At 45.2% G+C, this 24,328-nt stretch carries 25 protein-coding genes and 1 pseudogene; 17 read left to right on the top strand and 9 right to left on the bottom strand.

Annotated features, from left to right (window positions below; genetic code table 11):
• The first annotated feature begins 98 nt into the window (after window positions 1-98).
• Together MJ612_RS02250 and MJ612_RS02245 are read left to right on the top strand one after the other, a co-directional pair.
• The gene (locus MJ612_RS02250; protein WP_187029040.1) at window positions 99-731 is read left to right on the top strand and encodes an HAD family hydrolase; all 633 of its coding nucleotides are present in this window, start codon (window positions 99-101) and stop codon (window positions 729-731) included.
• Window positions 703-2,010, top strand: coding sequence for a site-2 protease family protein (locus MJ612_RS02245; protein WP_250419023.1), 1,308 nt, complete (start codon window positions 703-705; stop codon window positions 2,008-2,010). The genes MJ612_RS02250 and MJ612_RS02245 overlap by 29 nt, the downstream gene beginning before the upstream one ends.
• A gap of 74 nt (window positions 2,011-2,084) precedes the next feature.
• Here MJ612_RS02245 and MJ612_RS02240 read toward each other — a convergent pair whose 3' ends face one another.
• The 4 genes from MJ612_RS02240 to MJ612_RS02225 form a co-directional block, all read right to left on the bottom strand.
• Window positions 2,085-2,387, bottom strand: coding sequence for a rhodanese-like domain-containing protein (locus MJ612_RS02240; RefSeq protein ID WP_187029038.1), 303 nt, complete (start codon window positions 2,385-2,387; stop codon window positions 2,085-2,087).
• Window positions 2,384-4,198 (bottom strand): T9SS type A sorting domain-containing protein, encoded by a 1,815-nt coding sequence (locus tag MJ612_RS02235; RefSeq protein ID WP_187029036.1) that lies wholly within the window; start codon window positions 4,196-4,198, stop codon window positions 2,384-2,386. Before MJ612_RS02235 ends, MJ612_RS02240 begins: the two co-directional genes overlap by 4 nt.
• A 159-nt stretch (window positions 4,199-4,357) precedes the next feature.
• On the bottom strand, window positions 4,358-5,134 hold the full coding sequence (locus MJ612_RS02230; protein WP_187029035.1) for a PASTA domain-containing protein: 777 nt from the start codon (window positions 5,132-5,134) through the stop codon (window positions 4,358-4,360).
• Window positions 5,135-5,294: 160 nt separating this feature from the next.
• Window positions 5,295-7,997 (bottom strand): D-alanine--D-alanine ligase family protein, encoded by a 2,703-nt coding sequence (locus tag MJ612_RS02225; RefSeq protein ID WP_187029032.1) that lies wholly within the window; start codon window positions 7,995-7,997, stop codon window positions 5,295-5,297.
• Window positions 7,998-8,594: 597 nt separating this feature from the next.
• Between MJ612_RS02225 and MJ612_RS02220 the strand changes: the two genes are divergently transcribed.
• From MJ612_RS02220 to MJ612_RS02185, 8 genes and pseudogenes are all read left to right on the top strand, one after another.
• On the top strand, window positions 8,595-9,794 hold the full coding sequence (locus MJ612_RS02220; RefSeq protein ID WP_187029031.1) for a phosphoglycerate kinase: 1,200 nt from the start codon (window positions 8,595-8,597) through the stop codon (window positions 9,792-9,794).
• 163 nt (window positions 9,795-9,957) lie between these two features.
• Window positions 9,958-10,863, top strand: a complete 906-nt coding sequence (locus MJ612_RS02215) for a LysR family transcriptional regulator (protein ID WP_187029029.1) — start codon at window positions 9,958-9,960, stop codon at window positions 10,861-10,863.
• Window positions 10,864-10,925: 62 nt separating this feature from the next.
• Entirely contained in the window at window positions 10,926-12,140 is a 1,215-nt protein-coding gene (locus tag MJ612_RS02210; RefSeq protein WP_187029027.1) for a threonine synthase, read from the top strand.
• Between the two features lie 218 nt (window positions 12,141-12,358).
• Entirely contained in the window at window positions 12,359-12,838 is a 480-nt protein-coding gene (locus MJ612_RS02205; protein ID WP_187029025.1) for a DUF4348 domain-containing protein, read from the top strand.
• A 78-nt stretch (window positions 12,839-12,916) separates the two neighbouring features.
• Window positions 12,917-13,195 (top strand): hypothetical protein, encoded by a 279-nt coding sequence (locus MJ612_RS02200; protein WP_187029023.1) that lies wholly within the window; start codon window positions 12,917-12,919, stop codon window positions 13,193-13,195.
• A gap of 84 nt (window positions 13,196-13,279) precedes the next feature.
• Window positions 13,280-13,747 (top strand): hypothetical protein, encoded by a 468-nt coding sequence (locus MJ612_RS02195; RefSeq protein WP_187029021.1) that lies wholly within the window; start codon window positions 13,280-13,282, stop codon window positions 13,745-13,747.
• Window positions 13,748-14,273: 526 nt separating this feature from the next.
• A pseudogene (arr, locus tag MJ612_RS02190) lies at window positions 14,274-14,617 on the top strand (NAD(+)--rifampin ADP-ribosyltransferase).
• 144 nt (window positions 14,618-14,761) lie between these two features.
• Window positions 14,762-15,226, top strand: coding sequence for an SRPBCC domain-containing protein (locus MJ612_RS02185; RefSeq protein WP_187029019.1), 465 nt, complete (start codon window positions 14,762-14,764; stop codon window positions 15,224-15,226).
• 6 nt (window positions 15,227-15,232) lie between these two features.
• On the opposite strand, the gene MJ612_RS02180 is transcribed toward MJ612_RS02185, so the two are convergent.
• Together MJ612_RS02180 and MJ612_RS02175 are read right to left on the bottom strand one after the other, a co-directional pair.
• Window positions 15,233-15,754 carry a DinB family protein gene (locus MJ612_RS02180; protein ID WP_187029017.1) on the bottom strand — a complete coding sequence of 174 codons (522 nt, stop codon included), beginning with the start codon at window positions 15,752-15,754 and terminating at the stop codon, window positions 15,233-15,235.
• 23 nt (window positions 15,755-15,777) lie between these two features.
• Window positions 15,778-16,722, bottom strand: a complete 945-nt coding sequence (locus MJ612_RS02175; RefSeq protein ID WP_187029015.1) for an NADP-dependent oxidoreductase — start codon at window positions 16,720-16,722, stop codon at window positions 15,778-15,780.
• Between the two features lie 124 nt (window positions 16,723-16,846).
• On the opposite strand from MJ612_RS02175, the gene MJ612_RS02170 reads away from it, so the two are divergent.
• The 4 genes from MJ612_RS02170 (at window position 16,847) to MJ612_RS02155 (ending at window position 18,919) form a co-directional block, all read left to right on the top strand.
• Window positions 16,847-17,842: a 2-hydroxyacid dehydrogenase gene (locus MJ612_RS02170; protein ID WP_187029013.1), complete on the top strand. Its 996-nt coding sequence runs from the start codon at window positions 16,847-16,849 to the stop codon at window positions 17,840-17,842.
• A gap of 85 nt (window positions 17,843-17,927) precedes the next feature.
• Window positions 17,928-18,149 (top strand): VF530 family protein, encoded by a 222-nt coding sequence (locus tag MJ612_RS02165; protein WP_187029011.1) that lies wholly within the window; start codon window positions 17,928-17,930, stop codon window positions 18,147-18,149.
• 7 nt (window positions 18,150-18,156) lie between these two features.
• A complete protein-coding gene (locus tag MJ612_RS02160) occupies window positions 18,157-18,540 on the top strand; it encodes an SRPBCC domain-containing protein (RefSeq protein ID WP_187029009.1) in 384 nt (127 codons plus the stop codon).
• Window positions 18,541-18,652: 112 nt separating this feature from the next.
• Window positions 18,653-18,919 (top strand): hypothetical protein, encoded by a 267-nt coding sequence (locus MJ612_RS02155; protein ID WP_187029007.1) that lies wholly within the window; start codon window positions 18,653-18,655, stop codon window positions 18,917-18,919.
• A gap of 6 nt (window positions 18,920-18,925) precedes the next feature.
• On the opposite strand, the gene MJ612_RS02150 is transcribed toward MJ612_RS02155, so the two are convergent.
• Window positions 18,926-19,561 (bottom strand): YdcF family protein, encoded by a 636-nt coding sequence (locus MJ612_RS02150; RefSeq protein ID WP_250419022.1) that lies wholly within the window; start codon window positions 19,559-19,561, stop codon window positions 18,926-18,928.
• Window positions 19,562-19,611: 50 nt separating this feature from the next.
• Between MJ612_RS02150 and MJ612_RS02145 the strand changes: the two genes are divergently transcribed.
• From MJ612_RS02145 to MJ612_RS02135, 3 genes are read left to right on the top strand one after another with little or no spacing between them, the layout of a single operon-like run.
• Window positions 19,612-20,037 carry a nuclear transport factor 2 family protein gene (locus tag MJ612_RS02145; RefSeq protein ID WP_187029005.1) on the top strand — a complete coding sequence of 142 codons (426 nt, stop codon included), beginning with the start codon at window positions 19,612-19,614 and terminating at the stop codon, window positions 20,035-20,037.
• A 7-nt stretch (window positions 20,038-20,044) separates the two neighbouring features.
• Window positions 20,045-20,674 (top strand): HAD family hydrolase, encoded by a 630-nt coding sequence (locus MJ612_RS02140; RefSeq protein ID WP_187029003.1) that lies wholly within the window; start codon window positions 20,045-20,047, stop codon window positions 20,672-20,674.
• A 46-nt stretch (window positions 20,675-20,720) separates the two neighbouring features.
• Window positions 20,721-21,185, top strand: a complete 465-nt coding sequence (locus tag MJ612_RS02135; protein ID WP_187029001.1) for a GNAT family N-acetyltransferase — start codon at window positions 20,721-20,723, stop codon at window positions 21,183-21,185.
• 388 nt (window positions 21,186-21,573) lie between these two features.
• Here the strand turns inward: MJ612_RS02135 and MJ612_RS02130 are convergent, their stop codons facing one another.
• Window positions 21,574-21,867 carry a putative quinol monooxygenase gene (locus MJ612_RS02130; RefSeq protein WP_187028999.1) on the bottom strand — a complete coding sequence of 98 codons (294 nt, stop codon included), beginning with the start codon at window positions 21,865-21,867 and terminating at the stop codon, window positions 21,574-21,576.
• A gap of 393 nt (window positions 21,868-22,260) precedes the next feature.
• Window positions 22,261-24,177: a RecQ family ATP-dependent DNA helicase gene (locus MJ612_RS02125; protein ID WP_187028997.1), complete on the bottom strand. Its 1,917-nt coding sequence runs from the start codon at window positions 24,175-24,177 to the stop codon at window positions 22,261-22,263.
• Window positions 24,178-24,328 lie beyond the last annotated feature (151 nt).

Below are 24,328 nucleotides of genomic sequence, written 5' to 3'. Positions count from 1 at the left end.
GTCCCTGAAAGATTGCACTTAAAGTGCTTTCTTTGATTTGGGAGTGCAATTCTACATATTTGTATCGAGATTTTCAAATGCAACTCAAAAAATTTTCTGTGGATTTACAAAATATCAAAAACATCATCTTCGACCTGGGCGGAGTTATCATCAATATAGATTACAACAAAAGCTTACGCGAGCTGCTAAAGTACAGTAAAACAGGCAGTGCCATGGAGTTTACCCAAAAAGCGCAGTCGCAGCTGTTCGACCTTTACGAAACAGGCAACAGCACCTGCGAGCAGTTCCGCAACAACCTGCGCAGCGAGTATAACCTGGAAGCTACCGACGAAGAAATAGATGCTGCCTGGAACGCTATGCTACTGGATATACCACAGGAACGCATAGACCTGCTACAGGAATTAGGTAAAAAGTATAGAATCTTCTTGCTGAGCAACACCAACGCCATACACCTTAAGAAATTTAACGAGCTAGTAGCCCATAGCTTTACCATTCCTAACCTGGATTCGCTGTTCGAACAGAGTTACTATTCGCACCTTGTAGGTAAACGTAAACCTGATGCCGCTATTTTTGAGCAGATACTGGCAGAGAATAACCTAGACAGGACTGAAACACTTTTTATAGACGATAGCATCCAGCACATTAACAGTGCCGACAGCCTTGGCATAAATACGCTGCACCTGCAGCCGCCGTTAACTATAAATGAGTTCTTTAAGGATGTGGTCTCCTAAGGAGCAACGGCAGTATGGCCTGCACCTGTTGCTGTTTATAGTTACCTGCATTACCACCACTATTGCAGGTGCCGAATGGATGACCGGCAAACTATTTTTCCTAGGCCCGGAAGAGTTTACCTGGACCGGAAGTATAACGTGGGCTGAATTCTGGGCTGGCTTATACTTTTCTGTACCATTTATTGGGGTGCTAACAGTACATGAGTTTGGGCATTATTTTACAGCCAGGCACTATAACACCAGCGTAACATTACCTTTTTATATTCCGCTGTGGTTTGGCATTACAGCCGCTATCGGCACCATGGGTGCTTTTATAAGAATCAAGAGTCGCATTTACTCGCGGCAACAGTTTTTTGATATAGGAATAGCTGGTCCCCTGGCCGGTTTTTTAGTTGCGCTTCCGCTGTTATGGTATGGGTTTACGCACCTGCCCGCGCCGGAACATATTTTCACCATTCACCCGGAGTATAAGAAGTACGGACTGGATTATGCCTCTCATGTGTACGAGCAGGGCGTTGGCAATTTCTCGTTAGGCAAAAACCTGCTGTTTATGTTCTTCGAGCAGTATGTTGCCACAGATCCGGGATTGGTACCTAACGCGTATGAGATAATTCATTACCCGCTACTATTTGCTGGCTACCTGGCCTTATTTTTTACGGCGCTAAACCTGTTACCAATCGGGCAGCTGGATGGCGGGCATGTGTTGTATGGTTTAATAGGCTATAAGCGGTTTAACAGGCTCTCCCCTATCTTTTTCTCCTTCTTTATACTTTATGCCGGTCTGGGTGTAGTGTCGCCGCATCATGCCCCCTTATGGTCTGAAGAGTTAATGCTGTTCTTTGTACCTTTTACTTACTGGGCTTTCCGGAAAATAGTGGATGACAGAAGGTATAGTATGGGGGCAGCGCTTTTTATGCTGATGTTGCAATATAGTTTAGCGACTACCTTACCAGACTGGGCTGGTTACATCTGGGTGTGGCCCACCTACATGTTATACCTGATATTTGTGCTGCAGCCGGCTGTTCCAAAGCTGAAGTTTGCACTATATGCTGCCGTAGTTATACTTGTGGTGCAGGTGCTTATTTCTGCGTTCTACCCTGAAGCAGATGGCTATAGTGGCTGGATTGTTTATAGTTTATTGCTTTCCAGAGTAATGGGCCTTTTTCACCCCAGCTGTCCGAACGAAAAACCACTTACCCCATTTAGAAAGGTGTTAGGAATTTTAGCTTTTGTGATATTTATACTTTGCTTCAGTCCTACACCATTTGTAATTGAGTAGATTTATACTTTAGACAAAAAAGCCCGGAACAGCTATAGTTGCCCCGGGCTTTTATACTTTACAGTAGGTTATACTTAGCCTTTGTAGCCTTGTATGCCACCCAGCAGGTTACGCACATTCTTAAAACCCTGTTGTTGCAAAAATGCCTTTGCCGAAGCCGAGCGGGCACCCGATTTGCAATGCACAATTACTTCTTCCTCTTTCAGGTCTTCCAGGTCTTCTACGCGCTGTGGCAATGTACCAAGTGGTATGTTTTGAGCTCCTGAAATGTTGCTCTCCTGAAATTCCCAATCTTCGCGTACATCAATAATAACCGGAGTTTCGCCCTTATTTAAGCGCTCTTTCAGTTCCTCTGCTGTGATGTCTGTCGTGATCATAGTGTTAATATAAGTTTTTTAGTGATAACTGATTTACCTGTGTCGATGCGGAAAGTATACATTCCTGCCGGCAGGTGGCGCAAATCTACGCTATTTACCTGAGCATTGCGTTGCTGTTGGTATACTTGCCTACCGGTAACATCAAAAACGCTGACAGCTTTGTAGAGCCCGTTTACCTGCACCACTCCTGTAGTTGGGTTCGGGTATAGTTGTATAGCAGCCGCCACCGGGTCTTCATCTTCTAAACCAAGCGCTACACCTGTCATCAGCGGACGCATCATCACAGCACCTTCCAGAAAAGTATCTGCATGCCAGTTGCTCTGGCTGTTCCATAAAAACCTGCTGCCCGGGGCATTGCTGTTTCTGTCGAAGCCGAAATTAATGAACTGTGAAGCTGGCTGGCTCCAACCTAGGTAAAATATACCCTGCACCGGTACTACTTTACTAAGCTCAACTTCATAAAACTCATTGGCACCTTCGGTATACTTTATCTCGAAGCTCTGCTGATGCAGCTCTTTGCCAGGTAAGCCATCATTGTCCTGCCATACTTTCACAGTTATAGTTCTTCCTTCCTGGTTCTCGCCTATTCTCGGGAAGTATACTTTAAAGCCTCGTACCTGGTCAGGTTTAGCCAGTTCGAAGCGCATAGCAACTTGCGTTGTGTTACCATTAGCAGGATAAACAAAACCTGCTTCAGCAGTGCCATCATCATAAGCAAAGTAGTCGGCAAAAGTAGTGGTTCTGAAAGTAGTATCGTTGGCAGCCTGCAAACGGTTTTGCTCTTGGGTATTTAATCTGAAGCCGTGCACTAAAGTAAAGCTCTCTGCAGGGAGCGCGATGTTAGCTATAGTTGGCTTTCCAGCTATCTTATATTGTCGTGCATTGGCAGGAATCAGGCCCTGTTCAATTAAAAAAGTATCGGCAGTTGCGGCATTCTCCCTTTTAATAAAACCGCGCCAGCTAATGGCACCGGGTACATTACCCAGGTTATTTACAGTAGCAGAAACAGAATCAGCTAGCGCAGCAGCCGGATCTTCCAGGAACTGGTGAAGCGGCATGGCTGTGTAGTTTTCCAGTAAGGGAGTTACCATTTGGCTGATAGCGATATCGCGGGTCGTATTTTGCCCTTTACGTCGGTTCTGATTCAGCTCTATGTAATCCAGGTTCCAGATATCAAGCAGTCCGCTTCTGCGCCCAATGTTACGGAACCTGAACTCAAACTCGTTATGGAAATACCGGGCATCCTTTAAGCCTACAAACACCTGCACAAAATCAGTAGCTTCGCCAGTCGCGTTCTGACGCCATACCTGCTGCCAGTTACCTGTATTATCCTTAAATTCCAACACCAGGTAAAAAGTGTTCTCTACTGTTCTGTCGGGCACATCGCCTAACCCACCGGATTGCCAGTAAAAGCTCAGGTATACCGAATCAGCAGGTGAAAATGTACCCAGTCTTACAGGCTGTGAAGTAAGTGTATCGGAAGGACCCGGACTTGTAGCGCCTGCCAGGTATGGTTGCCCGACTGCATTTACGCCATCAAGCGTAGCTACATTTTTGGTGATAGGCCCAGAAGCAAATCGGTTGTTGATGTATACGCCGCCGTTGATCCAGCGCGAAGGGTCTGGGTTATTGGTTACTGTTGCAAAATCATCAAAAAACGGGAGACCAACCGCTGCTACTGATGTCGCATTTCTATAGTTTATACTTTGGTTGCTGCGCTGCTCAGATGTTAAGGGGGTAAGTATAGCCTGGGCCAGTGTTGTAAAACTAAAACAACATAGTATAAAAGCGAACAGTAACAGTTTTTTCATAGAATCGGGCGTTAAGTATAATGCGTAAGAAGTTAGGCATTTATACTTTAAACGAGAAATCTGTACGCAAATTTCAAATTTTAGTGTAACCTGCGAAAGTATAAAACAACAACGCCTGCCATTACTGGCAGGCGTTGTTGTTTTATACTTTATAGTTGTTTACTCTATTGTCTCGACAGGTTCGGTACCGGCTACCCAAAGGTCAACCAGTTCACCAACGCGTATCTTGGCACCTACTTCTGCAAACGGACGCTGTTTTAATACAGTACCATCCGGCTCGCCGCTGCCTTGCACGTAAAGTATGTTACCGATCTGAAGGCCCTGCCCTACCAGTAAAACCGATGCTTCATCTACTGGCATACCTACTACTTCCGGTACTTCAAACTCTGTGTTACCTAGTCCATCGCCCACATGCAGGTCTACTACAGAACCTTTGGCTATGGTCTCACCCGGGGCTACTTCTTTGCCATTTACAAACTGCTTTAACACGGCGTTTTTCTGCAGGTCTGGTACTGGCGTTATTTTACCTACTTTCAGGTCATAGCTCTTAAGTATTAGCTCTGCATTCTTCACAGAACCATCAATCAGCTTCGGCATCTTGATCATCGGCGGGTTTTTCATATTCACCGAGATGTAGATCTTGCGGCCTTCTTTTACCTGGGCACCCGGAGCTGGATCCTGGGTCAGGATCTCAAACGGCTTGCGGTCGGAGTTGTAGCTGGAGTCGTTGATGTAGTAAAGTAGATTTTGCTCTTCCAGAAACGCTTCGGCATCGGGCAGCAACATACCTGTAATTTTAGGCACCGGCACGCTCTCGCCATGATTGGTAGTGGATGGCAGGTAAAAATAGAAGAAGCCTATAACCAGTACTCCTACTATAGCCGCCATAATAGCCAAGTGCTTAACTACATCGGCAAACGAATTCGCTTTTAACATATTTTAATTGCTGATGGTTGATTGTTAAATTGTTTATTGTCTGAACCACAGATTAACAGTGATTTATGAAATTAGCAAGATTTCTACTTCCTAAACTCATTAACTCCCAAACTCTCTAACTATAATCAACTTTCTAACTTATAAACTTTTTAACTTTTAACTATACTGTTGCTTTCATTCTGGTGCGCTCCACGCCGTAGGTCAGGATGCGGTCGATGAAGTCGTAAGGTTTATAGCCGTTGATGGCAGTCTGGTGGAAGATACAGGTTGCCGGCGTCATGCCTGGCAGCGAGTTTACTTCTATGATGATTGTCTCCACTTCATCGTTTTCCAGCACACGCACAAAGGCATCTATTCGGGCATAACCTTCAATGTTCAGGATCTGGGCCACACGCTTCAGGTCTTCCTTTACCTGGTCTGATATTTTCTGGCGGCGCTCTGGATCAGCAGCATAACGCGCAGGCGTAATGTTCTGCCCCTCACCAGCCAGGAACTTCTCTTCTAAACTAAGTACTTCTCCCTCAGCCAGCGCTTCCGATGCTTCAAACACTTCGTAGTTCACGCTGCCATCCGGAGCATGTGTTGTAAGCAAACCACCGGTAATTTCCAGGAAGTGCTTTGCGCCGTTTCTGGAGATCAGTGTTTCTACCAAAAAGCCCTGCTTGTTAGGAAACTCCTCTTTAAAACCTAGCGACAAGGTGCGTGCACATTCTGTATCCAGCTCCTCCATTTCACGGAAGATCAATGTCGTAAAGGCTTCCAGTTCAGCGCGGTTCTTAATCTTCTTAACAGCAGAGCTGCAACCATCGTCGGCTGGCTTGGCAATGAACGGATATTTAAATTCAGCTTCTAAGCTCTGGAAAAATGCTTCTTTATCCTTTAGCCAATCTTCTTTCCATGCCATTCTATGGTGCGCTACCGGTACCCCGTGCCTGGCAAGTATCTCGTTGGTTTCGTACTTGTTTATAGTTATCTGCGACGAGCGGATACCGGAACCGTTGTACGGAATGTATAGTTTCTCCAGCTCCGTCTGCAAAGCACCATCTTCACCCGGACGACCATGCAACGCAATGAACACAGCATCAACCAGGTTCTTCAATTGGCTGTAACTAATGCGCTGTGGCTCCTGTAGCGTGCTGCCGGTATACTTGCGGGTTATACTTTCTGCCTCTTCTGCAATTTGGGCTAGCACCGGGTGCGGCTTGCCACCATTCTCGAAGTATAAAACCTTCTCTTTAATGTCGTCTGCATTATCCTTCAGCATGATATTGATTGGGATAGTATACAAACGATGCTCTTCGTTGCTGCCAGTCAGGAAAACCGGAACCGGCTCATACTTTACAGATGAAGAAAGCTTTTCGTAAATATTACGGCCACTCTCCACCGAAATATGGCGCTCCGAAGAGTAACCACCCATGATCACACCCACTCGAATTTTATCATGACGGTGCGCCTGCTCTTCTTTTATACTTTTATCCAGCTCAGCCAGCAGCTTTGTCAGCTTCACGGTATCCTTGCCAGACTTCAGCCTTTCAGAAACAGAAGTGCGGATAATATAGGTCAGGAACTGGGAAGGGTTAAGCCCAATTTCAGCGGCCTGATGGAAGAAGAACGACGACGGCAACATTCCTGACGTTGTGTTCGGGTCGTTCAGGAAAATCTCACCGTTATCTGTAATAAAGCCATCCAGACGCGCATACACGTTAAATCCGAAGGCTGTGAACAGTCGGCTGGTAGCTTGTCTTATACTTTGGATCTGCTCTGTTGGCAGGTTAATTGGTGTAATTTTACGGCTCAGTCCAGGCAGGTATTTCGAACGGTAGTCGAATACTTCACTGCCCTTCACGATCTCGGTTGGAGGCAACGCGATTGGCTCACCCTGCTCATCCTGCACCACAATGCAAGAAAACTCCTTACCTCGTATAAACGATTCTACCAACACCTGCTGCTCATGTTCAATGTTCGTAAGCGTGATGCTGTCGGTGGCAGAAGAAGTAAATGTTTTATTGATATGGTTGAACAGTTCTTCGGGGTGGTAAACTATAGTTCCGTTCTCCAACTGCACCGGCATCCCGATACCTTCACGGATATCCACCAGTTGCTTGATGCTCATCAGCTGTTTCTCCTCGCCCATCGCCAGCCACTGTGCTTTGTAGATAGTTTTGGTAAAGAAGCTGCGTTCTACACCCGCCTCAAAAGCAGCAAAATCCTGCTCTTTAATTATAGAAACCCCGATAGATGAACCCTGGTGCGGCGCTTTTAACACCAATGGTAAGCCAAGGTCAGCTACCAGTTTTTCAAATATCTGTGGTCGGTTCTGCTTTTCAGACCATTGGCTATAGTTGATGATGCGGTAATCAGGTGTCGGGAAGCCATGCTGTTTCAGCATTTCCTTCTGCGTCACCTTATCTATACCTATCGCCGACGGAAGTATACCAGAACCGGAATAAGGAATATGATACCACTCCAGCAAGCCCTGAATAGAGCCATCTTCGCCGTACGGGCCGTGCAGCGCCAGGAAAGCAAAATCAAAATGGTTCTTGAATTCGTTTGGCTGTAGACGCTTACCAGCTTTGGCTATGATCTTATCCTGCTCTTCAATGCTCAGATCACCCAGCGACTCCAGGTACACCTGCAGGCCGTGCTCACTTTCAGGAAGTGAATCAACAGGCGGGTAAAAGTCACGGATCGTACCTTTATAGATAAAATGCCAGTCTAAAAGTATAAAGTTGCCCAGGCTGTCCACAAACACCGGAACAGCTTCAAAAAGGGCTTTATCTAAGTTATCGTAAACCGTACGGCCACCTGCAAACGAGATCTCGCGCTCACGCGACGGCCCACCGAAAATTATTCCTACTCTCATTCCTGCAAAGGTAATAAATTGGAAGCGTTAATTAATAAGGGTAAAACTTAAGAGTTTTATTTAGAATTGATAACTGGAAGTATAGGTTCAATAGTATAGTTTTTGATTCCTCTCTTTGTCATGTCGAGCGAAGCCGAGACATCTTATTTGTTTAATGGCTATTGTTTATACTTACTTGAACCAAGCTATACTTTTATAGTATCCTCCAATCCTGGGAGCTCTACTTGCCTATAGTTTCAATTATACATTGGTGCGCTCACGGCCGCGGGGCCCCGTCTTTAGGCATCGCGCTGCTGATTTGAAATAGCAAAAGCAGAAACTGTCCCCTTGAGGGGACTACAGGGGTGTTTCAACGGGAACTATGAAACTATAGCTTCAACTACCGGAGTAGCAGAAAAGCTCCCCAACTTAGACAAGGAGGGGCTGAGGCAGGTAAACTCCTCCTCTGTTTATAGAGGAAGATTGGGAAGGGGTATCTATCCTTAACCAGACAAACTATACCGTTTTTACTATATTTGTTCATCCTTTTAAATTTCAGCAACAAAAAAAGCTGAAACACGAACAACGTAAACAGAAATAAAACTATAACCTTACTACATGAGAACGATAGACCAGTATAACTTCGCCGGCAAAAAAGCGCTGGTGCGGGTAGATTTTAACGTACCACTCGATTCGGATTACCGCATTACCGACGATACACGCATCAGAGCGGCTGTACCAACTATTCAGAAAATTTTAGCCGATGGTGGCGCTGTTATCCTGATGTCGCATTTGGGCAGACCGAAAGCTGGTCCTGAAGAGAAATACTCGCTGAAACACTTGGTAAACCGTTTATCGCAGGAGTTTAACACTAATGTGTTGTTTGCGGAAGATTGCGTTGGGCCACAGGCGGCACAGCTGGCGCAGGAGCTAAAACCAGGCGAAATACTGCTACTCGAGAACCTGCGTTTCCATAAGGATGAAGAAAAAGGCGATGCTGATTTTGCCAAAGAACTGGCTACGCTGGGTGATGTGTACGTGAACGATGCCTTCGGAACTGCTCACCGTGAGCATGCTTCAACGGCAGTTATAGCACGCTACTTCCCGCAAGATAAAATGATGGGTTACGTAATGCAGGCCGAGCTCGACAATGCACGTCGTGTACTGGGTAATGCCGAGCGCCCTTACACCGCTATCATGGGTGGTGCCAAAATCTCCGATAAGATCCTGATCATCGAGAAACTGATGGACCGCGTGGACAACCTGCTGATTGGTGGCGGCATGAGCTATACGTTTGTGAAGGCAGATGGTGGCCAGATCGGTTCATCGTTGGTAGAAGAAGATAAAATTGACCTGGCGAAGCGACTGATTGCCATGGCCCGCGAAAAAGGCGTGAACCTGATGATCCCGGTTGACTCTGTAGTGGCTGATGCGTTCAGCAACGACGCCAACATCGACACCAGTCTAAGCCACCACATTAAGCCACTTTGGATGGGCCTGGACATTGGCCCGACTGCCCGCGAAATGTATGCCGAAGTTATCCGCAACTCTAAAACTATACTTTGGAATGGCCCGATGGGTGTGTTTGAGATGTCGAACTTCTCGGTAGGTACCGAAGCTGTTGCCGATGCTGTTGTGGATGCAACACGCATGGGTGCTTACTCGCTGATTGGCGGCGGTGACTCCGCTGCAGCTGTTAACAAGTTTGGCTACGCTGATAAGGTATCTTATGTATCGACGGGTGGCGGTGCACTGCTGGAGTACATGGAAGGCAAAACCCTGCCAGGCGTAGCCGCCATAGAGCGCGATGATTACTAAACTATAGTTACTATATTTATAAAACGCCCTGCTGCTGAAAAGTGGCAGGGCGTTTATAGTTTCTAAGATAATTAACTTAAGGAGCTTTCCTATAATCAGTCAGCACTTATCATTATAGTTATAAAACAACCGTTATACTTGTAACAGTAACTAACAAAAAAGTATGCTCTCGCATAAGCACGAAATATTTATGGAAGTGGCCCGGTTGCTCAGCTTTACCAAAGCCAGCCAGAGCCTATTTATCAGTCAGTCTGCTATTAGCAAGCAGGTAAAAGCACTGGAAGAGTACTACAAGACCGGTTTATTTGAGCGGTTAGGCAATAGTGTAGCCCTTACCCCTGCCGGCAAAATGCTTTACGAAAAAATGCTGCTAGCCAAGCAACTCCAGAACGAGCTATACCATGAGTTTAAGCAGCTAAGCGAGAACTTTTCACCACAGGTAAATATGGTACTTGGCGCTAGTACAACTATCTCGCTTTACATTTTGCCCCCGGTGCTGTCTGCTTACCTTCAGAAGAACCCCAACGTGCAGCTTACCCTCAAAAACCGCAACAGCGAGAACATACTGAAAGCGTTGCTGGACCATGAACTGGACCTGGGCATTGTAGAAGGAATTAGTAAAGTAAGTAACGTTACCTATACTCCTTTTCTAACGGATGATGTGATAGCTGTTTGCTCGTCACGTAACCCGCTCAAAAAAATGCAGCTCGAAGTAAAAGACCTGTATGATATCCCGTTAGCCCTGCGCGAAAGAGGTTCAGGTACGTTAGCTGTGCTGGAAGATGCCCTTGAGCGAAAGAAGATCAGGCTGAGCGAACTACCAATCAAGATCAGACTGGGAGGTACCGAAGCCCTGAAAAACTTTGTGCGGGTAGATACCTGCCTTTCTTTTCTGCCACGTCAGGCCGTCTTGAAAGAGCTGGAGTCTGGTGAGTTGGTGGAAGTGCCTATTGCTGACCTGCACGTAAGGCGGAGCTTTAACTTTATACAGCGCAAAGGCACCGAGAACAATTTTCCTTACAAAGACTTCATCCAGTTTACCAAACGCCACTATTCCAAAATGGCATAGCCTATTCCTTTTTGCTATTTTGTTTCGTCATATCAGTACTGCAATTTGCCGTAGATAAAGATATGGAAACAACCCTAAACTACCGCCTGAGCCACCTAAGCACCCTGACCTGTTCGCGCTGTGGCTCCCCCTATTCTGCCTACGAAAAACAAACCGTATCGCCGTGTTGCCATTTGCCGCTGCTTGCCCGTTACGAAACCAATAAGCAACTTACCAAAGAGGTACTGAAGCACCGCGAAGGCACCATGTGGCGCTACCAGGAAATGCTGCCCGTGCTGCACCAGGAAAATATAGTTAGCCTTGGCGAAGGCTTTACGCCTATACTTACCCTTAGCAACCTAGCCGCAAAGTACGAGCTTACCTCGCTGCAACTAAAAGACGAAGGCCAGAACCCAACCGGATCTTTTAAAGCACGTGGTTTAAGCATGGCCATATCCAAAGCAAAAGAGCACGGTGTGGAGGGCTGCATTATACCTACTGCCGGTAATGCCGGGGTTGCCATGGCCGCATATTGTGCCAAAGCAGGCATGCGCGCTTTGGTTGTAATGCCGCGCCATACGCCTAAAGCGTTCCGGGATGAGTGCTACTGGTATGGTGCCGAAGTTATATTGGTAGATGGCCTGATAAACGACTGCGCTGCTAAAGTAAAAGAACTGAACAGTAACAACGAACTGCTGGATGTATCGACGCTGAAAGAGCCTTACCGCCTGGAAGGGAAAAAGACCATGGGTTATGAAATTGCAGAGCAACTGAACTGGAACCTGCCCGACGTTATACTTTACCCTGCCGGTGGCGGCACTGGCCTGATCGGTATCTGGAAAGCCTTTAAGGAAATGCAACAGCTTGGCTGGCTTGCACCAACTATAAAATTGCCACGCATGGTAGCAGTGCAGGCCGCTAACTGCCAGCCGCTAATCGAGACATTAAGTGGCAGACAACCAAACGCACAGAATTATATAGGTAAACCAACTATAGCCAATGGCCTGGCTGTGCCTCGCCCCTTAGGCGAGCCGCTTATGCTGCAAACCATACATGCCTCCGGGGGCACTGCCATAAGTATAACTGAAGCCGAAATGGTAGCCGGGTTAAAAGAACTGGGTGCAAACGAAGGCTTGTTTGTAGCCCCGGAAGGCGCTGCCGTGTGGATGGCTGCCCGTAAACTTCTGGAAACTGGATATATCTCTCAGGATGAAAATATCCTGTTGCTAAACACCGGTTCCGGCCAGAAATACATGGAGAACCTGTCTGATGTTTTCTGCAAAAGCACCCTTAATTAAACTATAGTTAGCTATACTTATAAAACGGCCTGTTACTGAAAAGTAGCAGGCCGTTTATTCTTTATGGGTAAATGACAGGCAAATTTTATATATTGAGAGCTGAATACTTAAGGTGGATTAGATAATATTCAATTACCACCCCTTAACTTACACAACCACATATATAGTGCAGGTAAGCGATGTTTTGGTTTATCTGGGAGTTGTACTTAACTTAAACTATGAAATTACTTTGTCTTGTAATAATGCTCTTTAGTGTTGGCTGCGACAATACACGGGTCGCTAATGACATTACCAAAAACATTGCTAAAGAAAACACATCTTCCAGATTTAGTAAGTCGGACGCTGTTGATGTTGGTAATATTGAAGAAGAAAAGACCAACAATGAATACTTTGACAGCTTTTTCCTGAAGTTTTCGTCAGATTCAGTTTTTCAACTTTCGAGAGTAGAGTTTCCATACAAAATCACATTAATGGAAGATATAGGGTCTGTAACACGATACATTAGTAAAGAAGATTGGTTATTTATAAACTTTTCCCAAATGCAGGTTGGAGAGCATCATCTTGAGAAAAAAGAAGAAAGTAACAGTACAGTAACTATGATTTACACCTTAGAAGATACTGGAGTTTACTTCACATATGTTTTCAATAAAAATAAAGGCAAATGGATGTTAACTTCTATGGAAGATTCTTCTACTTAAATAAGAAAAGCTTAGTACAACATTGCACAGGCTTCATACTTCAGCTACGCCTTGTTCGCAGCCTGTACTAACCATTGTATGTCATTTGCAATAATGAAAAAAGGACAAAGATTTATGCTTTATACTTTCAATGGAACAGAAACTCCTGACAAAGAATGTAATGAGAGTGAGAACTATTGGAAATTAATTAAAGAGCAAGGCATCATAGTAAATCATGCAGACGAGTTGGGTTTCCCTAACAAAAACAGAGTTTTATTTCAATTTGACTGTGATGTAAAAGCCCTTGGACTTGAATGCCATAATGAGAAGCCAACCGCTCTATGGATATTAAAGACGGACCTGAAAGAAATTAATTAAAAACCTCATACAACAAAGTGCAGCCTTTATACTCATTTACACTTTGCTTATTGGCTGCACGAGTAACGTTAGCCTAATTTAAAAATGAAAAATATACTGCCTCTCCTGACAATTGCTTTCATTTTTAGCTGTAGTAGCAAACCGTCTGAAGCTGCAAAAGCAGAAGAAAAAGCTCAGATAAACAACGAAACCAAAAGTCCAGCAGTAGAAGCAAAACCAACCGAAGAAAAGGAAACAGCGTCAGTAGCGTATTCTATTGACAAGGCTACAAAAGCGGATTTTGATAGGGCTAAAAAAGCTTATTCAGACGCACTAACAACAGACACGACTAACTCACGGAAGAAGGACGGTGTACTACAGGTGCTAACTAACGGAAATTGGAAATTTCTAACCGCATTCAGAGACACGTTGAACAGCCCTGAATCTGATGATGAAGACATCAGAGAATATAAGTATGCAGGGCAGATTAAGTCAATCAATAAATATCTTGTAGAAGGATCTTTTGGGAACACTATGAATGTTATCTGGTTGACAAAACAACAGGAAAACTAGATACAACCTGGACTAGACCTTACATCTCCCCCGACAAAAAAATGCTTGCAAGCCTCTCAATGCCATACGGTCTGGAAGGGCCGCCACTAGGGATTCAGGTATTCAGGATTGAAAACAATGGACAGAACTTAATTAAGTTCATTGAGATAAATCAACAGAAATGGTCACCATATGAGTTTTACTGGGAATCACCAAGCACACTAATTATCCAGATACTACCTCTAGATAAAGTGATAGAAATTAATGGTATACCCAGGGAAGATGATTATAGTTATATAAGGCTAAAAATATAAAAAGCGATGGCTAACACTGTATAAAAGTCATCCTTCGGCCGACGGTCTAGCGTGCAGTTTATACTAACCGTTAGTAATTGATAACAGCTGCCTCATAGAACATAAAGATCCTCATAAAAAATATAGCAACAATGAAAACGAACAAAAGTGAGGGCAAGCTAACAGCGGATGCCCACGACCTGAACTCGGAGAAGTTCTACCATGGCACAAAGTCTGATCTGAAGCAGGGAGACCTGATTGAACCAGGTTTTAATTCAAACTATGGCACCCGGAAAAGGGCATCTTTTGTGTATCTGACTGCTACACTGGATGCTGCTATCTGGGAGCTGAACTTGCCCAAGGCGAAGGAATAGGCAGAATTTATATAGTAGAGCCAACAGGCCCTATCGAAGATGACCCTAATTTAACGGACAAGAAATTTCCAGGCAATCCAACGAAATCATACCGTTCCCGGAATCCGCTTCGTGTCGTAGGCGAGGTCACAGATTGGCAGGGTCACTCCCCTGAACAGCTCAACACCATGAAGGAGCACCTTGAGCGACTGAAGCAACTTGGTATCGAGGCAATAGAGGATTAAGCAAAGCATGGGTTACGTTGGGCCTCTATAACTATAAAAAGCTGAAAGATCCGCTAACCTGCTGGAAGGAACAGAGATGCGAACATCAGACTAAAAACCACAACTTTTTAACCCCTTGGTTTAAAGCTGCAAGTATAAACTAACATGGAAAACCAGAAACTCGAAATCAAAACAGCCTTACAGGTGCTTAAACCTGCCCATGACGTATTCGAAGCCATAGTTGACCCGGCTAAAATGTCTAATTACTTTATTTCTGAAGGCTCCGGTCGCATGGAGGAAGGCAAAACCCTGACCTGGAAGTTTCCGGAGTTTGAGGAGACATTCCCTGTCAGAGTCGGTAAAATCGAAAAAGACAACTACATAGCTTATTACTGGGATGGCACAGACGGAAATGAACTGCTGGTTGAGATTAACCTTACACCGAAAGGTGAAAATGCCACCGTTGTAACCATCACCGAAAAGGAAATGGAAAATAACGAAGCCGGCCTGAACTGGCTGAAAGGCAATACCGCTGGCTGGGCCAACTTCCTGGCATGCCTTAAAGCGTACCTGGAGCATGGTATAAACCTGCGCAAAGGCGCTTTCGATTTTATGAAGGCCGAAGTATAGCCAAAGCTATACTTCGTAAGCCTGACCGCGCAGCACCCGTGCTGTTACCAGCAGCTGGCCTATATGCCGCATGCTATGCTCTGCCGCATGAAACAGCAACCCTATAACCGTAGACTCCACCTGCGAACGCCCTACCCTGCGCACTTCCGTTAAGGTTTGCTCTTCGGTTTTCCTTATTTGCTCCAGGGCCTTATCAACTTCTTCATGGTATTGCTGCACCAGTTCCTGCGCTGTTGCTTTGGTAGGTTTTCCTTCGGCGTATAGGTAGGCCAGTTGCTCTTCGGTCAGTGCTTCGCCGCGGGCGTAGGTCAGTAACCTGTCGAGGATGCCAACCAGGTGCTGCAGATGATACCCCACCGACGCCACACCGGCTGGCCGTTCCCAGATCAAATCTTCCGGTACATCGCGCATAAAATTCTCTACTTCTTCGCGGGCTTGCAGCAAAGCATGGGCCACCGGTTGCAGCAAAGCAGGCACATCAGGCAGCGGTCCTCGCAGCCATACTTCCAGGTTTTTGGTTTGTGTCATGGTACAGTATTTATAGTTGGTTTTTAGCTAACGTGTACTACTACTTTGCCGCGGGTTTTATGGGTTTCTACCTGCTCGTGGGCTTTGGCCATATCCTCAAAATCATACACATGCGATACGTGTGCAGTCAGTCTTCCCTGGCTTAGCAGGTCGGCAATTTTAGCCTGGTCTTCTCCGCTGGAGTGCACCAGGTAACTTCTAGCTTCTATGTTGCGTTTTTTTGCTTCTTCCTGCACAGCCTCCTTCGCTCCGCCAAGTATAGATATGATCTTACCACCATCTTTCAGGCAGTTTAAAGAGCGGCGGGTGTTCTCTTCTCCCAGCGAGTCAAGCACCAGGTCCACATCCATCACTACATCCTCTACCTTATACTCATTATAATCTATTTGCTCGTCGGCGCCCATGTTCCGGATAAAATCATGATTCTCGGCAGAGGCGGTACCGATCACAAAGGCTTTAAAATATTTAGCGATCTGTACGGCAAAATGACCCACGCCCCCTGCTGCGGCATGTATAAGCACACGCTGTCCTGGTTGTATATCGGCTTCGTTTACCAATACCTGCCAGGCTGTAAGTGCAGCCAAAGTAGCGGCGGCAGCTTCGTGGTGAGGTATGTTTTCGGGCTTATGTGCCAGGTGCGCTTCAGGTGCTGCTACATACTCAGCATAGGCTCTGCCATGCCCCGGAAAATTTACCATCCCGAAAACTTCATCGCCAGGCTTAAAATATGTTACATCCTTTCCTGCTTCTACCACTTCCCCCGAAATGTCCCAGCCAGGTATAACAGGTGCTGTTTCTTTTAAGGTGTTAAATAGAGCTTTTCCTTCGCGGGTTTTGGTATCTACCGGGTTTATGCTAACTGCTCTTACCTTTACCAGTACTTCGTTGTCCTTAATAGTTGGCTTTTCCAGCTCCGTTAGCTGCAGGCTTTCTGGTCCGCCGGGTTCATTCACTACGTATGCTTTCATCGTTACAGATAAGTATAAATACAATTACAACTTTGTAAAACTCAAGTTAATATAAAAAGGTTATAGTAAAGCCTTAATCCGCAGCTCACGTTAACTATAGTTCCGGAACCTTATAACGCTGCCTATGAAAGTAGCTGTTTTCAGTACCCGCCAATACGATCAGGAGTACCTGGACAAGTATAATACCGGGCATAATCTAACCTATTTCAACGAGCCACTGACTGCCGCCACTGTAAAAATGGCCGAAGCTTTTGATGCTATCTGTTTATTTGTGAACGACAAAGCTGATAAGCACACGATGGAAGAGCTGGCCAGATGTGGCGTAAAACTAATTGCATTACGCAGTGCAGGCTTTAACAACATAGACCTGCACGCCGCTGCAGCAAACCATATAAAAGTGGTGCGGGTGCCTGCTTACTCGCCGCAGGCAGTAGCCGAACATGCCGTTGCCCTTATACTTACCCTAAACCGCAAAACTCATAAAGCCTATAACCGTGTGCGCGAAAGCAATTTTTCCCTGGAAAAGCTGCTTGGCTTTAACCTGTTTGGCAAAACTGTTGGCGTTATCGGCACAGGTAAAATTGGTAACTGCTTTTGCCATATCATGCTGGGTTTTGGCTGTAAAGTGTTGGCCTTTGATATTGCCCCTTTTGAGGAGTTGAAGCAATATGGAGTAATTTATACTTCACTGGATGAATTGCTGCAGCAAAGCGATATCATCTCGCTGCACTGCCCGCTTACCCCCGAAACCCGCCACCTGATAGATAAAGCAGCGCTTGCTAAAATGAAGACCGGGGCTATGCTTATCAATACCAGCCGAGGCGCAGTGATAAGCACCAAAGATGTAATAAAAGCACTTAAAACCGGAAAACTCGGTTACCTTGGCATAGATGTATATGAACAGGAAGAGCACCTCTTTTTTAAGGACCTCTCGGAAAAAGTAATACTCGATGACCTGATAGCACGGCTGATGACCTTCCCGAATGTACTGATCACTGCACACCAGGGCTTTTTTACCAGAGAAGCCCTGCAGGAAATTGCCACCACTACCTTCCGGAGCCTCGACCAGTTTGAGAACGGACAAAAGCTGGAAAACGAAATAGCCTTAAACTTAACGTAGAAGTATACTTGTCTTACTAAAGTATAGGTATAACCAGAAACCAGGTATACGTATGTTTTATGTACCTTTGGGCTGCATTACACACATGGAAGAACAGAAAAACAACCCCCTGCACGGCAAAACGCTGGAGCGCATACTGGTACAGTTAGTTGATTATTATGGCTGGGATGAGCTGGGCTATAAGATCAATATCAACAGCTTTAACAACAACCCAAGTATAAACTCCAGCCTGAAGTTTCTGCGTAAAACCCCCTGGGCTCGCCAGAAAGTAGAAGATCTGTACATCCGCACGTTTGCCAAAAAATAACCTCCGCATGAAAGACTATAAGAAATACTTTATCATCCCGGCTGAGCCCGAACTGGTGTATGCTGCCCTAACTAACCCGCTCACACTGCAAGCCTGGACCGGCGAGGAAGCCGAAATGAGCACAGAGCCCGGCTCTGAGTTCTCGTTGTTTGAAGGAAGTATAGTTGGCAAGAACCTGGAGTTTGAAGAAGGTAAAAAGATTGTGCAAGAGTGGTATTTCGGGGAGCAGGAAGAACCATCTGTTGTAACTATAAAGCTGCACCCGCACAAGTATGGCACCTCGGCTGAGCTGCGCCACACCAACATACCTAACCAGGATTATAACGACATTGTAGAAGGATGGGAAGAAGCCTACTTCGGTGCCCTGATCCAGTTTTACGAAGAAGAATAATCGCGTAGCAGAGGCTGCTTACCCTGCTCCCAGAGCTGGCCACTAAATCGCTTAACTTCTGCCTTATCAATACGTTAGCTATAGTTCAACAGTACTACTAACAACTATAGCCATGTCAAAAATTGCGAGAACATTTGCAGAAAGCTTCGCTATAAAACGTGCGGCTGCAGGAGCCGTATCGTCAGGTGCTCTGGCCATCGGGGCATTTGCCTGCGGGGCGCTGGCCGTTGGTGCCTTAGCCATCGGAACTATAGCTATCGGAAGGCTGGCAGTCGGGGGCTCCAGGGTCTGTAAACTAAGTATAGATGAGCTGGAAATAAATAAGTTAACAGTAAATAAGTTGCTGGTAAAACAAACACTAACTGCACCGGAACCCTAGTACTTGTTATAGTTCTGCTACATCGCGGCGGTTCAGGTAGTCCAACACTTCCTGCACAGTTGCCAGGTCGCCTTGCTCAGTATACTTAGCTATGCGCTTCATCTCACCGGCAATAAGGCCTGCCCGCGTACTTTCAGTTTTGCCTTGTGAGTGTACGGCAACCTCCTGCCACGGCAACGGCTTGCCCGGCAAACTATAAATCTGTAATTCAGGATATAATCGTATAGCTGCTGTAACTGCTGCCATTACTGCCCGCGGTTGCTGAAAAGGCGCTGCCGTAACTATCACTTTTCTGTAGCCCTGCTCCTTTGCGTGCTTTACCATAGAATTGGCTTCAATGCCAGTATGCAGCAACTTGGTATTGGCAGGTAAAGGTAAAATGAGCTCCAGTTTATCTTCTGGCATGCCTAGTGCCATCATGGTTTCTTTCCAGTTGGCTCCGCCGGGATAACCGCTCATAGGCTTAGTTCCCAGAAAAAGTACCCTGTAAGTATGCTTATCCTGTAATAATAACTTAGCAGCTGCAAAGGCAGCTTCCTGGTTGTCTTCCGTCTGTCCGAATAAAAACAGAGCATCCGAAGGTGTGGCCGGTAAGGTATCGCAAAGGGTACGTATGATCAATTCTTCTAACATAAGTGCCATATACGGGCACTACAGCTTCAGGATTTAGAGAAAATTGCCTAGCTTGGAGCATGAAACTATACTTTTTACCTATACTTCTGCTTATGGCTGCCTACACTTCTAACGCACAGGTTACTCCTAAAACTACAGGCATAGAAGCACCTGCCACGCTACAATTGCAAGCTTATAACAACCGCGACATAGATACTTTTCTGAAGGCTTATACTGATGATGTGAAGATTTACCGCCAGCCGGGCGCGCTTAGTTACCAGGGCCTCGACGAGATGCGGAAACGCTACGGACAGAAATTTGCAGATACTCCTGACCTGCACTGTGAACTTGTAAACAGAATTGTATCGGGTAACGTGGTGATAGACCATGAACGTGTGCAGACCGATAAAAACAAGCCACGTATAGAAGCTATTGCCGTGTATCGCATACGGGAGGGCAAAATCTACGAAGTTACCTTTATTTACCCTGACCCTGAAACAAAGTAACCCAATTATGAACCAACAAACCGACAGCCTGATATTTGACCTCGACGGCACCCTTTGGGATGCAACTGCCACCGTAGCCCGCGCCTGGGAAGCTGCCCGGAAACAGGTTGATTTTGAGATACAGGAAATAACACAGGAAGATATACGCTCCGTAGCTGGCATGCAGCACGACCTGATCTATAATAAGTTCTTTCCGGATCTGACGGAGGCCCAGAAAAAAGAACTGATGGAGATAAGCGGGCGTGAGGAAATGCAGCACCTGCAGAAGTATGGAGGCAAGCTGTTCAGCGGCATAAAAGACTCCCTGGAGTACCTGCACGACAAGTATAAATTGTTTATAGTAAGCAACTGCCAAGATGGCTACATAGAAGCTTTTTATGAATTCAACAACATGGCCTACCTGTTCAAGGACCACGAATGCTCTGGCAGAACCGGCAACCCGAAAGGCGAAAATCTGAAGGATATTATTAAAAGAAATAAACTGCAACAACCGGTTTATGTGGGCGACACCAAAGGCGATTACCAGGCTAGTGTTGTAGCCGGTGTACCATTTATTTTTGCTGGTTATGGTTTTGGTCATGTGCCTACCTACAGTGCCTACCTGCAAAGCCCCTCCGATCTTCAGAAACTATTTTAGCAGACTAACTCAAGTATAATACAGTTACAGAAAAGCTTACCAGATTATGATTGTTGAAGCAACACCGGAGGATATTGACGAGCTTTTCCCGTTGTGGCTCGAACTGATGCACCACCACCAAAGCCATCATAAGGTTTTTAGATGTAAACCAAACCACGAAAAGCCTCTGAAAGCCGAACTCCTGAACCGCATCCGGGAAAGAAACACGCAAGTACTTGTATTTGAAAAGCAAGGCGAATGGGTAGGAATGATCATTTGTATTCTGCGGCAGGGGGTTAATGGATTTGAATTGAACCGGAAAGGATACATCGCTGAAACTGTCATTAAGAAGGCTTACCGCAACCAGGGAATAGGAAAAGCATTATTTGATGCAGCGCTTAAATGGCTCCAGGATAAAGGTGCAGATCATGTTGAACTGCAGGTATCCGTAAATAACCCTGATGCGTTGAGATTCTGGGAGAGCCAGGGCTTCACACCTGTCACTCAACATATGGTAAAGGTGCTGAAGTAAGTATACTGCTCATACAAATAGGAGGGGAAAGTATTTAAAAACGAAGTACAACCACTGTATACTGGTGGTTGTACCCGTTAATTCCTTTTGCCCTCTACCTCAAAAGGAATTTATCTTCTGCATGATCCCTGTTAAAACGTGATCTCTGCATGTCTTCATTAAGCTAAATGACGCTTTGGCTGCTTACAGTGTGTTATTTGCTCTAATGTAAAGATGTTTACTTTGATAAAAGGGTTGCATCCAGCGCTTTAAATCTTACCCTATTATTATAACCGTTACCAAGCGACTTTGTTTTCGTTTTAAAGCTTTATTAAAGCAAGTATAAATTTAAAATATTGGGCAACTAAAAACAACTATTTAAAATACTAATTTATTAAAACACAGGCACTTATACATCTATAGCATAAAAGTAGCGCAAATTTGGAGGACCGGACAAAAACCGAATCAGATTTTTCAGCATTCCGCTTTTAAGGCATTGATCCAGGTACTTTTTATGGTGCTCCTGCGATTCCCAATCTTCTACCATTACCATCATAGTTGGCTCTTTTTCGTTCTGGAAAACATCGCTATGAAGGCAACCTTCAGAAAGACGTGCATCCGGTATACATTTCTGAAAAAAGACCTTTGCTTCGTCTACTGCTTCTTCCCGAATGCGAGCTTCTAAAATTACCCTCATTGCCATTGCTTAACTATTATTTCCTGATAGCTACCTCTGCTTCATACTTCACATTTCGCTTTAACACCCAACTTACTGTATTTTAAGTATTTATACGCACCTTACCTAATACAACTATAGTTTATTATTTTTTTTAGTAAAAACATTATTTTTTAATGCAGGACATCAATTTTCGATGACGTATAATTATACTTTTTAAATATGAATTTTACATATTACACTACATTACAGTGTTGAAATCATAATTTTAGAACAATAAGAGTACATTTTGCAGCATAAGAAAAGCCAATTATAAAAATAGGATTTCAGAATATACTTCTAGAAAACTTATATAAGCTGTGTTACAGCCACTATAGAGCTCAAGTATAAATTTGCAAAAAGATAGATTGGTGAAGTAGATTATGAAACTGCAGTAGCTTCCAACTTTCCGGCTTCGGTGTATGAAAGCTGCCCTACATCTACAAGTTCTCTGATGATAGTGATAATTGTTTCGGTATCTTTTGGGGCAAACTGCTGTATTAGCTCTTTTGGCAAGTAGGTCCTTTCCTGTAGCAAAGCAATTATTTTGGCGCGAAGTTCTTTGAGCTCCTGTTCCTGCCGTTGTTTTTTACGTTTCGCCAGGCAGTAGTCGCAGATACGGCAGCTCGCATCAGTTATCTCATTAAAATAAGCCAGTAATAATTGTGTACGACAACGGTTGTTGCTCTCCACATACTTTCCCATTTGTGTTACCTGTTGTAAAGCACGTGCACGTAACTCATCCAGCTTTTTATGGTTCAGTGGCAGATTAAGTGCGTCTTGCCGGGCTTTAGTAAAAACCAGCTGCGGAGAGTCGTGCTGTGGTTCATAAATAATAACCTGTAATTTGTGCAGGTATTCCAATTTACGGCGTATTTCCTGCTCCGGCTTCTTTAAATATTCCGCTATTTTTCGCTCTGATATTTTCACAAAATTGGTGAACACCTCGCCCCCATACATGCGAAGTATAAGGCGCAACAATGCATCGTGCTCCGGGTTCATTACCTGGAACTCATAAAGCGCAGTGTTATTCAGCTGTATAAAAAGTCGTGATGGTGTATAATAGCCTTCACTAAGCTGCAGGTAACCTTCTCCTTCTAGCCTTTTAATGGCATGGTGTACTTCCAGCGGCTTCAGTTTATAGTTCTTAGCAAAGTCAGCCAGTTCAAAATCGAAGCTGCTCATGGCTCCGCTGCCTACTGCCAGCTGGTAATAGTTTGCCAAACATTGATAAACACGCCGAATCAGCTCCAGCGGAGGATGGGCTTCTTCTACTTTCTTATGCAGGTCTGCTACATCGCTGGGTCCGTAAAGTATAACGGCATAGCTATACTTTTCATCGCGCCCGGCACGGCCGGCTTCCTGGTAATAAGCTTCCAAACTTTCAGGCAGGTCGAGGTGCACCACTAGCCGTACATCAGGTTTGTCTATTCCCATTCCGAATGCATTGGTTGCTACCATAACCCGCACTTTATCATCTATCCAGGCTTGCTGTGCAGCGCCGCGCTCTTCAAACTTTAGCCCGGCATGGTAGGCAGCTGCTGAGATCTGCCTGCTTTGTAAAAATCTTGCTAACTCTACGGTTTGCTTGCGGCTGCGCACATACACGATGCTTTGTCCTGGCATGCGCTGCAGTATTTCCAGTAACCGCCCTACTTTATCCTCGGTGTAAAGGCAGGAGTAAGACAGATTAGCACGGGCAAAGCTTTTTACAAATATGTTCTGTTGCCTGAAATTAAGTTTTTGCTGTATATCCTGCCGAACATGCTCCGTAGCCGTTGCAGTAAGCGCCAGTACAGGCACTTTTGGTAAAAGCTCGCGTAGCTGTGCCAACTGTAAGTATGGCGGCCTGAAATCGTATCCCCACTGCGAAATACAATGTGCTTCGTCTACGGCCAGCAGGTTTACCTTCATGCGTTTTACCCGTTCCAGAAAAATTTCCGTCAGCAGGCGCTCCGGGGACAAGTATAGAAACTTTATGTTGCCATACACACAGTTATCGAGTGCAATATCAATTTCACGACGGTTCATGCCGGAGTAAATTGCTACTGCCGGAATATCCCGTTTCTTAAGTTGGGTTACCTGGTCTTTCATCAGCGCAATCAGCGGGGTAATCACCAGGCAAATCCCCTCCATTGCCATGGCCGGCACCTGGAAGCAGATTGATTTTCCTCCCCCCGTGGGTAACAACGCCAGCGTATCTTTCCCATCCAGCACAGACTGCACAATATCTTCCTGTAACGGCCTGAATTGGTCGTAGCCCCAGTACGTTTTAAGTATGTGATGAATGTCCGGCAAAGGGAGATGGTTTTATTCAGCGAAGATAAAGTTTTGAGGACAGAAGTCAGAATAAATAATTTTGGATAGGCTGCTTTACCAATGACAGTTAATTATTTATAGTTTTAATTAATTATGCTGTCCTGAAGAGAAAAAGATAAGTATAAATTGC

The sequence above is a fragment of the Pontibacter deserti genome (assembly GCF_023630255.1).
Classification (GTDB): Bacteria; Bacteroidota; Bacteroidia; order Cytophagales; family Hymenobacteraceae; genus Pontibacter; species Pontibacter deserti.
Note: the sequence above shows the minus strand (reverse complement) of the source record. Positions and strands in the feature narration are given on the sequence as shown.

Excerpts from the sequence above, each read along its gene's own strand:
- MJ612_RS02245 (WP_250419023.1), top strand. The coding sequence starts at position 703 with ATGAGTTCTTTAAGGATGTGGTCTCCTAAGGAGCAACGGCAGTATGGC.
- MJ612_RS02240 (WP_187029038.1), bottom strand. The coding sequence starts at position 2,387 with ATGATCACGACAGACATCACAGCAGAGGAACTGAAAGAGCGCTTAAAT.
- MJ612_RS02235 (WP_187029036.1), bottom strand. The coding sequence starts at position 4,198 with ATGAAAAAACTGTTACTGTTCGCTTTTATACTATGTTGTTTTAGTTTT.
- MJ612_RS02230 (WP_187029035.1), bottom strand. The coding sequence starts at position 5,134 with ATGTTAAAAGCGAATTCGTTTGCCGATGTAGTTAAGCACTTGGCTATT.
- MJ612_RS02225 (WP_187029032.1), bottom strand. The coding sequence starts at position 7,997 with ATGAGAGTAGGAATAATTTTCGGTGGGCCGTCGCGTGAGCGCGAGATC.
- MJ612_RS02220 (WP_187029031.1), top strand. The coding sequence starts at position 8,595 with ATGAGAACGATAGACCAGTATAACTTCGCCGGCAAAAAAGCGCTGGTG.
- MJ612_RS02215 (WP_187029029.1), top strand. The coding sequence starts at position 9,958 with ATGCTCTCGCATAAGCACGAAATATTTATGGAAGTGGCCCGGTTGCTC.
- MJ612_RS02210 (WP_187029027.1), top strand. The coding sequence starts at position 10,926 with ATGGAAACAACCCTAAACTACCGCCTGAGCCACCTAAGCACCCTGACC.
- MJ612_RS02205 (WP_187029025.1), top strand. The coding sequence starts at position 12,359 with ATGAAATTACTTTGTCTTGTAATAATGCTCTTTAGTGTTGGCTGCGAC.
- MJ612_RS02200 (WP_187029023.1), top strand. The coding sequence starts at position 12,917 with ATGTCATTTGCAATAATGAAAAAAGGACAAAGATTTATGCTTTATACT.
- MJ612_RS02195 (WP_187029021.1), top strand. The coding sequence starts at position 13,280 with ATGAAAAATATACTGCCTCTCCTGACAATTGCTTTCATTTTTAGCTGT.
- MJ612_RS02185 (WP_187029019.1), top strand. The coding sequence starts at position 14,762 with ATGGAAAACCAGAAACTCGAAATCAAAACAGCCTTACAGGTGCTTAAA.
- MJ612_RS02180 (WP_187029017.1), bottom strand. The coding sequence starts at position 15,754 with ATGACACAAACCAAAAACCTGGAAGTATGGCTGCGAGGACCGCTGCCT.
- MJ612_RS02175 (WP_187029015.1), bottom strand. The coding sequence starts at position 16,722 with ATGAAAGCATACGTAGTGAATGAACCCGGCGGACCAGAAAGCCTGCAG.
- MJ612_RS02170 (WP_187029013.1), top strand. The coding sequence starts at position 16,847 with ATGAAAGTAGCTGTTTTCAGTACCCGCCAATACGATCAGGAGTACCTG.
- MJ612_RS02165 (WP_187029011.1), top strand. The coding sequence starts at position 17,928 with ATGGAAGAACAGAAAAACAACCCCCTGCACGGCAAAACGCTGGAGCGC.
- MJ612_RS02160 (WP_187029009.1), top strand. The coding sequence starts at position 18,157 with ATGAAAGACTATAAGAAATACTTTATCATCCCGGCTGAGCCCGAACTG.
- MJ612_RS02155 (WP_187029007.1), top strand. The coding sequence starts at position 18,653 with ATGTCAAAAATTGCGAGAACATTTGCAGAAAGCTTCGCTATAAAACGT.
- MJ612_RS02150 (WP_250419022.1), bottom strand. The coding sequence starts at position 19,561 with ATGGCACTTATGTTAGAAGAATTGATCATACGTACCCTTTGCGATACC.
- MJ612_RS02145 (WP_187029005.1), top strand. The coding sequence starts at position 19,612 with ATGAAACTATACTTTTTACCTATACTTCTGCTTATGGCTGCCTACACT.
- MJ612_RS02140 (WP_187029003.1), top strand. The coding sequence starts at position 20,045 with ATGAACCAACAAACCGACAGCCTGATATTTGACCTCGACGGCACCCTT.
- MJ612_RS02135 (WP_187029001.1), top strand. The coding sequence starts at position 20,721 with ATGATTGTTGAAGCAACACCGGAGGATATTGACGAGCTTTTCCCGTTG.
- MJ612_RS02130 (WP_187028999.1), bottom strand. The coding sequence starts at position 21,867 with ATGGCAATGAGGGTAATTTTAGAAGCTCGCATTCGGGAAGAAGCAGTA.